The organism is Sulfuriroseicoccus oceanibius (genome assembly GCF_010681825.2).
GTDB lineage: Bacteria > Verrucomicrobiota > Verrucomicrobiia > Verrucomicrobiales > SLCJ01 > Sulfuriroseicoccus > Sulfuriroseicoccus oceanibius.
Genome location: NZ_CP066776.1, coordinates 1,654,228 through 1,668,537, shown reverse-complemented (window position 1 = coordinate 1,668,537; position 14,310 = coordinate 1,654,228). Strand labels below are relative to the sequence as shown.

Here is a 14,310-nt window from a genome sequence, read left to right as displayed (position 1 = left end):
CAACCGTCCCCATTCTCATGTCCACCACACCTGAATCGACCACCGAAAAGTCGGCTCTCATCGAGATCGACGACCTCTCGTTCAGCTACGACAACGGCAAAACCAATACGCTCAAGAACATCTCGCTGGATATCCCGGCGCAAGAAGTCACCGCGTTCATTGGCCCGTCGGGTTGCGGCAAATCCACCCTCCTTCGCTGCCTCAACCGCATGAACGATCTGGTCGACAGCTCGAAGATCACCACAGGCGAAATCCGTATTCTGGGCCAGGATATCAACGCTCCCAAGGTCGATGCCATTCAGCTGCGCAAGCATGTGGGCATGGTATTCCAGAAGTACAATCCGTTCCCGAAGTCGATCTACGACAACGTCAGCTACGGCCTGCGGATTGCCGGTGAGAAGAACAAAAAGCGCCTCGACGAAGCCGTGGAACGATCCCTCCGCAGCGCCGCCCTCTGGGAGGAAGTCAAAGACCGCCTCCACTCCAGCGCCCTCGGTCTCTCCGGCGGCCAGCAGCAGCGCCTGTGCATCGCACGCGCCATCGCCGTGCAGCCCAAGATCATCCTGATGGACGAGCCATGCTCGGCTCTCGACCCCATCGCCACCGCCAAAGTGGAGGAACTGATCACCGAACTCGCCTCCGAATTCACCATCGTCATCGTCACCCACTCGATGTCCCAGGCCAGCCGTGTCTCAAACAACACCGCATTCTTCTACCTCGGTGAGCTGATCGAGTTCGACCGTACCCAGAAGATCTTCGGCAACCCATCGAAGAAACAAACCGAAGACTACATCACCGGCCGCTTCGGCTAAGTTTCCAAGTACTCGTCACGGATCCATCCCGTCGCACATTCGCGGCTCGCCGATTTCCCGCTTGGCGGATAAACTGCCCCACCCTCTACCGCAACCCGGTACCTCCTCCAGATGATCAACCAAACACCTCACATTTCTTCGGAACTCGAAGGAGCCTTCAAGCGGGTCAATCAAGACCTGCTCACGATGGCCAGCCGCAGTCGTGCGGCTCTAGCCGATGCGGCCAAAGGGTTCCTGACCCGAGACAACGCACTCTGCGAAGCGACCATCGAGGCGGATGACCAGATCGACCGGCTGGAAAATGAGATCAACCGTGCGCTGATCGAGTTGCAGCTGCGCTTCCGCCCCGTCGCCATCGACATGCGCACCACCATCGCCAGCATGCACTTGTGCAGTGCTTTCGAGCGCATCGGCGACCAGAGCGTGACCATCGCCCGCCGGGCCCTGGTACTCAACACCACCCCGAAACACCGCCTCGCCGACGGCATGGAGCACCTCTACGTCTCCACCCGCAAGCACTTCGAGGACTGCCTCATCTCCTACACGGAGCGCAACCCTGAGCTCGCCGTCGAGTCGATCGAAGCCAGCAAACCTCTGCGCGAACAAATCAACCAAACCATCGACAACCTCGCTGACGAACTCGTCGAGGGCTCGAGCGCGGAAGACCTGCAAACAGTCATCGACCTGATCGTCGTCGCCCGCTGCATGCGCAACGTGGTCAAACAAAGCATCAACGTCGCCCGCGAGGTACTCTTCCTCAACGAAGAAGCGGTTTAACACATCGGATTACCCCAGTTGATCGAAGATCGCATCGATCAACTGGTTGCTCACAGACGCGTCGAGCCCGCGGATCGCTCGATCGATGGAGTGCTTCCTGCCGACCACTCCGAAGATCAGCACGCCCACCCCGGTGGTCCCGATCAACGCAGCGCCGACCAGAGCCCCCTGAGTCACGTAAACCACAGCGGCCAGGCTCATCAACAACACGCCGGCAACAGCCAGCACCACACGCTTCCACGTAGCAACGGTCTGCACGCGCAGACTGCGTACCGCCTCGCGCGAAGCCACCGTCTGGCGCTTTGCCGCCTTGCGCGACGCCCGAACCAAGCGGGCGCGCTGTTTTTCATTTGGAGCCTTCATTGGGGCTAACGCTCATTGCTCACGCACCCGCGGCCAGCCAAGTGGATCGAGATGATAGTACCGCTTGAGTTGCTCGTAGAGCTCCGGCTCGTCTTCCTGCAGTTGGCGGGGTTTCTCAAAAAACGTCTCGGTAGCGACCGCGAAAAACTCCGCAGGGTTGGTCGCACCATACTCATCCAGCACAGACCGGCGGCCGTCCTCAACGGCATCCAGCAAGCGCCTGTAGGCCGGCGCAAATGCAGCCGCCCAGCGCCTGGCCTGCTCACTGCTAGACAGCTCAGGCACACCATCAGCCACATCCGATTGGTCCAGCTGATGCGCAAACTCATGCATCACCACGTTGTGTCCGTCGTGACGGTTCTCCAATCCTCGCTCCACCGAGTCCCACGCCAGGATCAACGATCCCGTCGACCACGACTCACCTAGCAACACATCACCCTGATCATCCTCATCCCACACACCTTCCCGCCGTGCGACAAAGGTACTCGGATAGATCAAGATCGACGCCAGCTTGTCATACGGCGCCAGCGCTTTGGCGCCCATTGAACGGGCACGCCCAAACACCAACAAACAAGCCTGTGCACCGATCACCAACTGCATCTCGCGCGTGACCTCGTCCAGCCCTCCGCACGCCTCAAATCGCTTCTCCTCGAGAAACACCCGTAGCACACGGTCAAAGTCACGGCGCACCTCATCCGGCGCCAAATGGTAAAACCAAACCCGCTCCGCCAACAATTGCTGGTCCTCTGACGGCAGCCCCTCCTCCATCCATCGCGTGCGTCGTCGCCGCTTGCGCGCGCCCAACACCAAGGGCACCGCTGCCAGCGTGAATATCGTCGCCGCCCCCAACGCGCCGAACCAATGTCCCGAATCCGCTAATACCGGGCTCACCGCTTTTCCCCCTCGCGGTTGAAGGCCACACAGTCGTCATAGCGGATCAAGTCACCGCCAAACAAATCCAACGCACTACCAATCGTCAGATCGACGTGCCCGTTGCTCAACCGGTTGACCAACTCCAAATCGTCAATCGATCGAGCACCGCCGGCATACGTCACCGGGATCGGCGACCATTCACCCAGCGCCTGAACCAACTCTTCATCGATTCCTCCGCACATCCCTTCGACATCGGCCGCGTGGATCAAGAATTCATCGCAGAACTCGGCAAGCCGCTCGAGCGATTCCCGATTCAGCGTCATGTCGGTCAATGTCTGCCAGCGGTTCATCGCAACCACCCAGCCTCCATCCGATTGACGCCTGCAACTGAGGTCGATCACCAGGCGCTCGCGCCCGACAGCTGCTACCAGCGCATCGAGCCTGTCCTGACGGAACTTGCCCTCCGAATCGAAAAGATAGGACGTGACAATCACGTGGGACGCCCCTGCAGCAATCCACTCGGCCGCATTCTCCGCAGTGATGCCACCGCCGATCTGCAATCCGCCCGGATACGCGGCCAATGCCGAGCGCGCGGCTTCGTCATTGCCCGGCCCCAACTTGATCACGTGCCCGCCTCGCAGCGCGTCCTGCTTGTACTTGGCAGCAAACCACGCCGCATCACGCTCACTCACAAAGTTTGTCTTCAACCCCTCGCCATCATCCGTCAACGAGCCCCCAACGATCTGCTTCACCTGCCCTGAGTGGAGGTCAATGCATGGACGGAAACTGGTACTCCCCACGCCGTAACTCAGCGCATTGGCAAAGCGCGGCACGCCCACACCGTCGCCATCCACCCAGCGTCGCTCGGCCTCCCCTCCAAAAACCACGTCCTCGTCGATCATCTCATCCTCATCAAAAATGAAATGCCCGCAGAAGTTATCCCCCTCAATGACGCGTGGTAGCCAACGCGCGTCGTCCGCCCACATCTCGTCATACGGAACCGCATCCACATCACACCACATCGGCACCGCCTCGTCGGTCTCGGTCGGTTCCCCCGAATACGCATCGCACGAGAATACCGTGCAGTGGATCGAGAGCCCGTCGCGAAACTGGAAAAACAACTCGCCCCGCTTGAGCAACGCCTCAGGCTCAACCTCAATCATCAACTCCTCACGCACCTCGCGCACCGCGCAGGACGCCGCATTCTCGCCCGGATCAATCTTACCTCCCGGACCATTGACCTTGCCCGCGCCAATCCCCCGCTTCTTGCGCATCAACAAGATCCGCCCGTCAATCATTACAAACAACAACGTGGCGTGCATCGTAGGACGCCAACGGGACCAATCAATTTGCGTGCAGGAGGTAAGTTCGCGGGTGTCGAGTACGATCATGACCCCGAATCGATAACGCGATCCCAACGATCGCGCCACCATAGAATCGTGCCATCTCCGCCCTTAGTCCACGGTTGTGCCTACTACGCCGGTCCCGAACCAGATGCTTATACCATTTGAACGGTCAAGTTGGCGGAATGGCGGAGAGCTTATTCGAGTGAGGTAAGGCGCGAACCGCGATGCTAGAGGGCTACCTGAGCTGTGAGCAACGCAGCATCACTCAAAAAGATCCCGCCAAGATCACTTTCTTCATCTCTGATCCTACTCACTCAATCCCCATCGGTTCCGACAAGGTGACCGTTTAAATGGTATTATTCGCCGTGACAAGTCGCGGCGGCCAATTCACCGCTCCCCTCCAAGGTCAACACCAGCGGATGACAGCACACCTCACAGTCGTAATCCAGGATGCAGGGGCGATCCGGTGGCGGGGGTTCCAACATGGTAAAAGACTGCCCGCAGTAAGGGCATGCCACTTCGACTTCCAGATCGATGTCGTCGCTTCTCATAATGGTGTGACCGGCACTCCCCGATCACTCGACAAGATGCCAAATTAGAGCATCTTACGGAAGTCTAATCCCCATGACAGAGCCGAGCCAGAACCACGAATCCGATCAAATCCCATGCGACCCGCTGAGTGAAATCAACCGCAGACTGGCCGACTTGGGAGTCGAGGAAGAAGACCTGATCGAACGCTTCACTCTGGGAGAGGGCTCCGGTGGCCAGAAGATCAACAAAACCCACTCCTGCGTCCAGCTCCGGCACATCGGACTCAACATCGACATCCGATGCCAGGATTCGCGCTCACGCAGCCGCAACCGACTCCTCGCCCGCGAACGCCTTCTCGAAAAGATCGAAGAGCTCAACCAACAACACTCGCTGGCAAAGAAACGCCGCCGCGCCGCCCAACGCGCCAAACACCGGAAACCCGGCGCCGCCGCAAAAAAACGCCACAGAGAGGCGAAAACCCGCCACTCGCGCAAAAAAGACCTGCGCCGCAAACCCTCGCAGGATTAGCCCGGATCGGTCCAGATTCCCTGCACACTGACCGGCATTCCCCGCCTTCGACCCACGCAAATCCGATAAAGATTCGGATGAGGATAAAGACAAGGAAACCCATTACCCACGCGCAGCGCTGGTGGTAAGGCATTCCTGCCGTCGATGGGTAATCCCACGCAAAGCCCCAAAGATCCCGAAGGGCGACCAGTTCCGGAATAGGCGAACGGCACGTCGGTCACCGCTGGTCGCGTTTTTTTTTTCCACAGATTAGAGGATTGAGGGATTCAAGTGGGCTGTGGTGAATCCCTCAGAATGACGTGAACCACTCTCTATCCCGCCGCCGCGGGATAGCTCCATCGCAACACGCTTGCCGACCATTCCCCGATGGACCAATGGCTCTCCTGTCGTTGCTCGCAATGCGCCATCATCCGTTTGGCGCCCGAACCACGCACGCGCAGCGCTGGTGGGACGGCATTGCTGTCGGCGATGGGAAACCGCACGCAATCCCCCCCAAGATCATCAAGGGAGCCAATTTCAACACCGGCCCCACCAACATCATCCCTGAAGGGGAAGCGCAAATCAGCCCAGGGTGACGGGAGCCTCAGGCGACCACACCCTGGGTTTTGCGCACGCCCCCCACCCGGCCGAGCCTGTGACACCACCGAAGCGCAACGGAATACCGATGGCCACCCCCCCGCGCCGAAACGCCCGTCCGCATCCCCAATCACAAAAAAAGCCCGCCCCCTCAAATACATGAAGGAACGGGCACACACACAAATTCCAGCCACTAACTACTTGGGCCCTCACTCAGTTTCCTCATCACTTTATCGAGTGAGAAAGACGCCGCCTCCTGACGCGGAGGAAACTCTTTGAAGGTCTCAAGGAACCCACCCACAAATGCCTGCGCCGGCACCAGCAGGAACGCACGATCGATCATCCAATCGTAGTACGTGTTCGAGGTCTCTTCAGCGCGCTCGTACGGGTCACGACGCAGGTTGAAGATCAATGGCACACGCAGCGGAACAAACGGCTCCATCCAAACGCGGAAGGTTCCCGTGGTTTTCTGCTCCATAAAGATCACCTTCCAATCCAAGTAACGCAGTGCGGTCAGATCCCCATCATCAGAGAAATAAAAGACCTCCTTACGCGGGCTAGCTTTTGCCTGAGGCTCTTTCAAATGCTCGGTAAGATCGTAACCATCGAGGTGGACTTTGTAGTCACGCCCCAGAGCCTCACTGGAATAACCATCAAGCAGGTCTTCCTTGATATCCGCCTTCCCTGCAGCCGCCAGGAATGTAGGCAGCCAGTCCATGTGGTGGACGATTCCATTGCTCACGGATCCCGGCTTGATCGTCCCCGGCCAGCGCACAGCACAAGGAACGCGCCATCCGCCCTCCCAGTTCGTGTTCTTCTCTCCTCGGAACGGAGTGGACGCCGCATCCGGCCACGTATTGTAGTGCGGACCGTTGTCTGTGGAATAGTGCACAATCGTGTTATCGGCGATCCCCAATTCGTCCAGAAGGTCGAGAAACTGACCGATATGCATATCGTGCTCCAGCATGCCGCAGGTGTACTCATCCGCATTCGGGTACTGCTTCTTGATCTGCGCCATCTTCTCCTCACTCACATGGGTGCGGAAGTGCATCCGGGTTCCGCTCCACCAAACAAACCAAGGCTTCCCAGCCTTCTCCTGACGCCGGATAAAATCGATGGCAGCGGCCACCGTCTCATCATCCACCGTTTCCATGCGCTTTTTGGTCAGCGGCCCGGTATCCTCAATCTCACCTCCGGCCGTGGACTTGATCACACCACGAGGACCGAACTTTTTATGAAACTCAGGGTCCTTCGGATAGTCGTAGTTCTCTGGCTCTTCTTCCGCGTTCAAGTGGTACAGATTGCCAAAAAACTCATCAAACCCGTGGTTGGTGGGCAAATGCTCGTCCCGATCCCCAAGGTGGTTTTTTCCAAATTGCCCCGTGGCGTACCCTTGATCCTTGAGCAACCCGGCGATTGTAGGATCCTCGACCATCATCCCCTCCTTGGCTCCCGGCAGCCCGACCTTGGACAGTCCCGTCCTGAACACACTCTGCCCCATGATGAAGGACGAGCGCCCGGCAGTACAACTTTGCTCGCCGTAATAATCGGTGAACAACATGCCCTCGTTGGCGATCCGATCGATATTCGGCGTAGTGTACCCCATCAGCCCGCGGGTGTAGGCACTGATGTTGGACTGACCGACGTCATCGCCCCAGATGACTAGAATATTGGGTTTGTCAGCGGCGTAGAGGCTCACCGCCGAAGCGACGCCGCACAACCATGCAAGCGCCATCCGTTTGGCTGAGAACAATTTTGTTCGTTTCATTGGGTATCGAGGTACAGTTTTCAGGCTCCGTTTCCCGCCAGCCGATCGACCATGGTGGTCCTCACGAAATGTGGGTTCACGCGCCATTGTCGCGAGCTAACCACGCGGACGGGTCATGAGATACGGTCATCCGTACTGCCTCGGATGCGGGCCAGCACGCCAGCCCATCAAAAAAGCCAGCCCTCATAACGAGAGGCTGGCTTTTGTTGGATGAAAACGTCACAGCGCAGGACTACCGCGCTGAATCCGGTCGGCGGTAACGTTGCTCGATCACCTTGTCATCGATCACGAAGGTCGCCTCAATCGGCTCGCTCGGTGCCGTCCCGTCTTCCGACTCATAACGCCAAACAATCACAGGGAACTGCTTGCTCGGATCGTCCGGCATCAAATACAAGCGGATCACGTACGGCGCATTGTCATCCAGCGTATCCGCCGGCTCCTGACCTTCAGCCAATGGGGAAACCTTCACGCTCACGGTATTCTCTCCTCGCTTGAACCCACCCAGCACCAACTGGGCGGCCCGTGTGGCGCCAAAGGAATGATCACTCACACCGTTGATCATGACCTCTGTGCTCTCGTTAAAAGAGATCGCGAACACTTTGCCAATGAAGTCGGGCCGTGGCGCCAGCTTGGCCACCTTGGGCAGCACCCCGTCCACCACGAACCCCGGCTCGTCGAGAAAGCTGTAATCGAAGCGCCGCATCTTCGCCCGCACTTCCGGCATCGGATCCAGATCGAGCATCTGAATCCGCCCGACAGCCCATCCGCCTTGCTCTCTACCAAACCAAATCACCAACAAATTCTCCGGCGGACGCTTGCCCTCCTCGATCAAGCCCGCGTCAAAGCGCCCGAAATACACCAACTGCGCCTCGTCACCTACCTGACGCGCTCTGACAAAACGCAGACGCGAAACCTGCGGTGCCATCAACGGCGACTCAAACAAAGCCCGTGGGTACGGCAGCTTCTGCGACACGATCTGGTTGCGCACCTCATTCTGTAACGCCTGGGTCGATGAGCTCTGCCACGCATCCAGATTGCGGTCACGCATCGCCCCGGCCCACGCCCGATACACCCGTTGCAAGCGATCACGCAGCTCACGCTCCCCAGCTCCCGGTGCCTGCGCTGTCGCCGGCACCACCAGAGCCAGACACAAAACCAGCATCATCAGCCGCATCGCCACCGTCACAAAGCGCGACGAAATTCCAATTGTTGAAGCACTCATTGTCATCACGCGCCCACCCTGCCGCGATCCCCAATCGATGACCAGCCCGTATCACGGGAATTTTTGGCGGCACTGAGCAACCGTTTCCTGTTGCCGAAATTGTCGATTGCGGCAATCATGTATGCCCGCGCTACAGGATCGCCACGCGGAATTGCATCTCACTCCGATTTCCCTCCGTTCGCCCATGAATTCCCTCACCGCTCAGCGTGCGATCCGTTCCGTAGACCGGAACCGAGAACTCCTCGCACGAGGTGAGCATTTCCTTTACGGAGATGAAGACGACCAATGCGAGCACCGCGCGCTCTACGTCTTCCACGCGGATCCCGACGCCGCAGTGCGTTCGCCCAACGGAGTTCCAGCCATCCTCTTCTTTTTCAGCAGCATGTGGGACAGCGGACAAGTCAGTCAGTTCGCCCCGCATTGCCTGCACTTCGCCTACCGCGGCATGACCGCCATCGCCGTCGATTACCGCATCCGGGACACCGGAGGCAACGGCATCATCGACGCCCTACAGGATGCCCGCGATGCGTGGAAGGAAGTCATCAACAACGCCGGCCCGCTCGGCATTGATCCATCAAGAGTCGTCGTCGCCGGAGGTGGCGGTGGCGCCTGGCTGGCCGCCGTGCTCGGCATGGGCCTGCGCGAAGACAAGGATGTCGACGTCCCCGTCGTGCTGCCCGTCGCCCAGGTTTTCTTCAACCCTCTGCTCGACCTGCGCCTCATTCCAAGCGCCTTGCCATGGTTCGCCACTCGCTCGGCCATCCGCGGATTGAACCCGATCAAACAGATCAAGAAAGGAACACCGTCCACATTCATCGCCCACGGCTCGAAGGACCGTACCCTCCCGATCAAAGTTTCCCAGCGCTTCGCCCGCAGCATGAAGCGCAAGAAGAACCACTGCGAGCTCATCCCCTACGACGGGGTCGACAACAGCTTCTACAATCTCAACGTCAACGAGCGTCTCTACGAGAACTCCATCCTCGCTGCCGACAGCTTCCTCATCGGCGAAGGCCTGCTGCCGCCATCGGACTTGGAAAGCACACTCCAGGCCTAAGCCCATCGCCCGCCTCGTCTCATGACCACACAGGCCGAATCGACCACGCCCGCCGCGTCGGGCTACGCCATGCCCCCGGAATGGGCAGCTCAGGACGCCATCTGGCTCAGCTGGCCCAACCGCGACAACCCACATTGGAGCGCCACCGACGGCGCCGATGTGATCCAGTCCAAGTTTGCTGAAATCGCGACCGCCATCAGCCGCTTCCAGCCTGTGCGGATCAACGCCAGACCGGCAGACCACGAGGCCATCCGCCAGATGCTCGAGCAGACTGGCGCCGTGATGGATCGTTGCGAATTGTTCGCCCACCCGCATGACGACGTCTGGTGCCGAGACCACGGACCAATCTTTGTGGTGAACCCGAAAACCAACTCACTCGCGCTCACCGATTGGGGGTTCAACGGCTGGGGAGAAAAGTTCACTCCATTCGACACCGACGACACCATCCCATCGCAAATTGCGCAGTCTCTCGGGCTGAAGCGCTATAATGCCGGGATCATCCTCGAAGGAGGATCGATCGAGATCAACGGCCGCGGCCAATTGCTCACCACCGAAGCCGTGTTGCTCAACCCGAACCGCAACCCACACCTCACCCGCGAGCAGATCGAGTGCAAGTTGCGCGACTTCCTCGGCGTCCGCGACATCCTGTGGCTCGAATCTGGCATCGAAGGCGACGACACGGACGGCCACATCGACGACCTGGCTCGCTTCACAGACGACCGGACCATCGTCGCCGCCGTGGACAACGACCCACAATCACCGAACCATCAGGTGCTCCAGAGCAACTTGAAGCGCTTGCATTCGTTCCGCAATGCCGACGGCAATCCATTCCGCATCGTCGAAATGCCCCAACCCGAGGCCTGCGAGGTCCCGGGCTGGCGCTTGCCGGTGCTTCCCGCCAGCTACGTCAATTTCCTCATCCTCAATGGGGCCGTTCTGATGCCGACCTTCCGCCAGCCGAAGAACGACGAGCGCGCCCAGACAATTCTTGCCGAGCTCTTTCCTGACCGCCAAATCATCCCAATCGACTGCCTCGACTTGGTCCAGGAAGGCGGGGCGCTTCACTGCATCTCGCAGCAACAACCTGCGCTGGGTTAATCCAGACGCTCAGGCCGAAACGACACCACATCCACACCCGGACTGAAATGACACAGCGCGCTGGATTCGTCGACCTCCAGCCCGAAGGGCTTGAGCAGATCATTCTCAATCAGCTCGACCGCGCACTCCCTCAGCGGCCACTTCTTGTGATGAACCTCCACTCGGTAATAAGCGCCTGCCACGCCCACTGAGTAGAGACAATAGCGCTCGCTTAGCCATTCCTCAAGCGTACCTGCGGCCGCCTCAAACTCCGGTCCCAGCGGTTTGATCATCGCGCGGAAATTCACCGCACTACCATAGCGGCGGCTCACAAACTCCCGCACTCCGTCACGCTGAATGTAAGCCATTCGCGCATACTTGTACGGAACCCCATATATTGCATTGCCCCCGACGACCAATGGCAGGTTCGCCGCATCGAGACTGAAGAAAAAGACACCGGGCTTGCCGCCGTGGGTGACGTATGTCCGCAAGTTCAACTCGGGAAAGCTACGGAAGGGAAACACACAAGGCATCCCCTGCGGCGCCACATCTTCCATCATAAACGGCACCACCGAAACCCACGCATCGCCCGCAAACCGGTCGATCTCATATTTGGCAGGCACCAACTCCCTCAGCCGCTTCGCGTCTACCTTGTAGTGCACGAAAGCCAAATCATTCCACGACTGCCGCCAGCGCCACCGCTGGTCGGGTAGCGGCCACGGCCGGTGGTCTGTGAATGCCAATGAGGGATGAGCCATATCCGCATGACCCTACCGAAAGAAGGTCCCTGCCCCAATGCATAACAAGCTCACCGCGATCAAAAAAATAACCGGCGGCCACCCTGGTGACACGCCGGCTGAAAATCAGTACGTTCGCGCAGACTACCGCTCCGCCGGACGCAGCTCGACAATCCCGTCGGAATACACCGGAACGAATCCCGACATCCTCCCGACATAATCAATAAACTTGGTCACCGGGATGTTGTTCAAACTCAACTCAGTGATGGTCTCTTTGTCCGCCTCTTCCGCCCTGGCAAACACGACGAAGTTCACGTTGAGCCCGGGATTATCGGAAACCTTGACCAACTCCGGCACCTTCTTGCGCAGATAGTCCACCGCCTCATTGAGCGATGCGTTCTTCAAAGTCACCTCTTTGATCACCAGTGCCGACAACTCATCTTTGAACTCCACCTTTTCCGCAGCCTCCTTGGCATCTTTGACCTTCTTCAAATATGCGCGTGACGGGATGTGGTTCGGCATCTGGCGCAAGATCTTGCGGAACCCCTCCTCTGCCACCTCGTAGTTGCCACGTTCATAAGCAACTCGCGCCTCGCGGAACAAACCATCCACCGTCTTCCCTCCCCTGTCGGCAGCCGCCGGCAGCACAACCGAAAGCGAACACGCCACGACGGCCAAGGACCGCAGGCACCGACTCAATCCAAATGGGGTATGAAATTTCATAACGAGTAACTTATCCCAGTCAGGAATCAAAAGACCACATAAAAAGTAAATAGCTCGCGACAATTTGAAAAACACCGACAACACCTCCACCTCGCTCGCGCTCCCCGACCTACCATTGCCACGCTAACGCGAGTCAAGCTGGAACACCTGACCAGACACAGCATCCATCCGCACCAAGTTGACCACAAACTCAGCCGCCTGCTCTGCCGTGTTGAACTGCCCCAACGCATGCGCCGCCCGGGCCCGCTCCTTGACCGCATCACTGACTTGGTCGGTCATCTTCGTCTCAAGAAAACCAGGCAGCACCGCATTCACCCGCACGCCTCGGCCCCCTACTTCTTTCGCTAGTGCTTTGGTGAACCCAATCAGCCCCGCTTTGGCGGCCGCGTAGTTCGCCTGCCCAGCTGGCCCGCTCAGCGCCGAGTACGACGACACATTGACAATCGCCCCCCGCCGCCGTTTCACCATCCCACGCACCACAGCGCGCGCGCATCGTGCCGCGCCATTCAAGTTCACATCGATCACCTCGTCCCACTGGGCCTCGCTCATCTTGAGCAACGGCGTATCGCGCGTAATGCCCGCGTTGTTGACCAGCACATCCACCGCACCCAGTTGGGAAAAATAGGCGTCCACCGACTCGGCAGACGCCACATCCAACGCATCGCGCCCCGGCGCATGCACCATCCAGCCAGCTTCGGCAAAGGCTTTAGCCAGGGCACTCCCCAGCCCTCCGCGCCCACCAGTGATCACCACCACAGGTGCATCCTGATGGACCGAAGAACTCATCGTCATGGGAACTCTGAACCCGTTGCCGGCTATTTGCCGAGCAACTCTTTCATCACCTCGATGCAGCGACGGTTCTCATCCATCGTGCCAATCGAAATGCGCACCCATTCAGGCAGTTTGTATCCGCGCATCGCACGCACGATCACGCCCTTCTTCATCATCTCGGCAAAAAGCTTATCGCCGTCGCCCACCTTCACCAACACGAAGTTGGCAAAGCTCGGCACGTACTCCAGCCCCATTTCCTCGAAGCTCTGCTGGAAGAACTCACGCCCTTCGTCGGTCAGCGCCTTGGTCTTCTGCTGGTGCTCTTCGTCGAGCAAGCCCGCCAATGCTCCGGCCTGGCCCACCATGTTCGTGTTGAATGGCTGACGGCACTTCTGCAGCACCTCGGCAAGTTCAGGCTTCATCAACCCATAACCGGTGCGCGTTCCTGCGAGCCCCTGGATCTTGGAGAACGTACGCAGCACCACCACGTTGCGCCCTTCACGCACGTACTTGAGCGTGTCCGGCGGAGTGTCGAGGAACTCATAGTACGCCTCGTCAAAGACCACAATCACGTGATCCGGCACCTTCTCCATGAAGCGGTCAATCGCCTCCTGATCCACGAGCGTACCGGTTGGGTTGTTCGGGTTAGCGATGAAAACCTCACGCGTGTTTTCGTCGATCGCCTCGGCCATCGCATCGAGATCGTGCACGAACCCAGGGTCGGCAATCTCTTTGGTCTCCGCACCAAAAAGCGTCGCCATCAGCTTGTAGACGACAAACGCATGGTCGGCGGTCACGATATTGGTGCCCGGCTTGAGGAAGCCGTGCCCAAGCAGCTCGATGATCTCATTCGAGCCACACCCCAGCACGACATTCTCTCGCTTGAGGTCGAACTTGTCGGCAATGGCATTGCGCAAATGGTACGCCGCTCCGTCCGGGTAGATGTTCACTCCCTTGACCGCGTCGGCCATCGCCTCGATCGCCTTCGGCGACGGACCCAATGGGTTCTCGTTCGACGCCAGCTTGACGATCTGGTCCGGCTCCAAGCCCATGTCGCGGGCCACGTCGTCGATCGGCTTGCCTGGCTCGTAAGCCACCAGGTCACGCAACTGCGGGTGGGCAATATCCCAAATAGATGAATTCATAACAAAT

At 58.9% G+C, this 14,310-nt stretch carries 14 protein-coding genes; 5 read left to right on the top strand and 9 right to left on the bottom strand.

Features of this window, described 5'->3' with window-relative positions:
• The first annotated feature begins 17 nt into the window (after positions 1-17).
• Entirely contained in the window at positions 18-812 is a 795-nt protein-coding gene (gene pstB, locus G3M56_RS06700) for a phosphate ABC transporter ATP-binding protein PstB (protein ID WP_164361396.1), read from the top strand.
• Positions 813-923: 111 nt separating this feature from the next.
• Positions 924-1,589 (top strand): phosphate signaling complex PhoU family protein, encoded by a 666-nt coding sequence (locus G3M56_RS06695; protein ID WP_164361394.1) that lies wholly within the window; start codon positions 924-926, stop codon positions 1,587-1,589.
• A 9-nt stretch (positions 1,590-1,598) separates the two neighbouring features.
• Here G3M56_RS06695 and G3M56_RS06690 read toward each other — a convergent pair whose 3' ends face one another.
• The 3 genes from G3M56_RS06690 to hisA are packed head-to-tail and all read right to left on the bottom strand — an operon-like array spanning position 1,599 to position 4,216.
• Positions 1,599-1,952 carry a hypothetical protein gene (locus G3M56_RS06690; RefSeq protein ID WP_164361393.1) on the bottom strand — a complete coding sequence of 118 codons (354 nt, stop codon included), beginning with the start codon at positions 1,950-1,952 and terminating at the stop codon, positions 1,599-1,601.
• Between the two features lie 12 nt (positions 1,953-1,964).
• Positions 1,965-2,843, bottom strand: a complete 879-nt coding sequence (locus G3M56_RS06685) for a M90 family metallopeptidase (protein ID WP_164361391.1) — start codon at positions 2,841-2,843, stop codon at positions 1,965-1,967.
• The gene (gene hisA / locus G3M56_RS06680; RefSeq protein ID WP_164361389.1) at positions 2,840-4,216 is read right to left on the bottom strand and encodes a phosphoribosylformimino-5-aminoimidazole carboxamide ribotide isomerase; all 1,377 of its coding nucleotides are present in this window, start codon (positions 4,214-4,216) and stop codon (positions 2,840-2,842) included. The genes G3M56_RS06685 and hisA overlap by 4 nt, the downstream gene beginning before the upstream one ends.
• A 579-nt stretch (positions 4,217-4,795) precedes the next feature.
• Between hisA and G3M56_RS06675 the strand changes: the two genes are divergently transcribed.
• A complete protein-coding gene (locus G3M56_RS06675) occupies positions 4,796-5,230 on the top strand; it encodes a peptide chain release factor family protein (protein WP_164361387.1) in 435 nt (144 codons plus the stop codon).
• A 769-nt stretch (positions 5,231-5,999) separates the two neighbouring features.
• Here the strand turns inward: G3M56_RS06675 and G3M56_RS06670 are convergent.
• Entirely contained in the window at positions 6,000-7,574 is a 1,575-nt protein-coding gene (locus G3M56_RS06670; RefSeq protein ID WP_164361385.1) for an arylsulfatase, read from the bottom strand.
• A 232-nt stretch (positions 7,575-7,806) separates the two neighbouring features.
• Positions 7,807-8,796, bottom strand: a complete 990-nt coding sequence (locus tag G3M56_RS06665; protein WP_164361383.1) for a hypothetical protein — start codon at positions 8,794-8,796, stop codon at positions 7,807-7,809.
• A 184-nt stretch (positions 8,797-8,980) separates the two neighbouring features.
• Here G3M56_RS06665 and G3M56_RS06660 point away from each other — a divergent pair, with 184 nt between their 5' ends.
• The gene (locus tag G3M56_RS06660) at positions 8,981-9,850 is read left to right on the top strand and encodes an alpha/beta hydrolase (RefSeq protein WP_164361381.1); all 870 of its coding nucleotides are present in this window, start codon (positions 8,981-8,983) and stop codon (positions 9,848-9,850) included.
• A 21-nt stretch (positions 9,851-9,871) separates the two neighbouring features.
• Entirely contained in the window at positions 9,872-10,948 is a 1,077-nt protein-coding gene (locus G3M56_RS06655; protein WP_164361379.1) for an agmatine deiminase family protein, read from the top strand.
• Here G3M56_RS06655 and G3M56_RS06650 read toward each other — a convergent pair.
• The 4 genes from G3M56_RS06650 to hisC all read right to left on the bottom strand — a co-directional run bounded on the left by G3M56_RS06650 (position 10,945) and on the right by hisC (position 14,303).
• Entirely contained in the window at positions 10,945-11,685 is a 741-nt protein-coding gene (locus G3M56_RS06650; protein ID WP_164361377.1) for a YqjF family protein, read from the bottom strand. The genes G3M56_RS06655 and G3M56_RS06650 overlap by 4 nt on opposite strands.
• A 123-nt stretch (positions 11,686-11,808) precedes the next feature.
• On the bottom strand, positions 11,809-12,387 hold the full coding sequence (locus G3M56_RS06645) for a tetratricopeptide repeat protein (RefSeq protein ID WP_164361375.1): 579 nt from the start codon (positions 12,385-12,387) through the stop codon (positions 11,809-11,811).
• A gap of 123 nt (positions 12,388-12,510) precedes the next feature.
• The gene (locus G3M56_RS06640) at positions 12,511-13,179 is read right to left on the bottom strand and encodes an SDR family NAD(P)-dependent oxidoreductase (protein WP_235203626.1); all 669 of its coding nucleotides are present in this window, start codon (positions 13,177-13,179) and stop codon (positions 12,511-12,513) included.
• 23 nt (positions 13,180-13,202) lie between these two features.
• Complete coding sequence (gene hisC, locus G3M56_RS06635; protein ID WP_164361371.1) at positions 13,203-14,303, bottom strand: histidinol-phosphate transaminase; 1,101 nt, start codon at positions 14,301-14,303, stop codon at positions 13,203-13,205.
• Positions 14,304-14,310 lie beyond the last annotated feature (7 nt).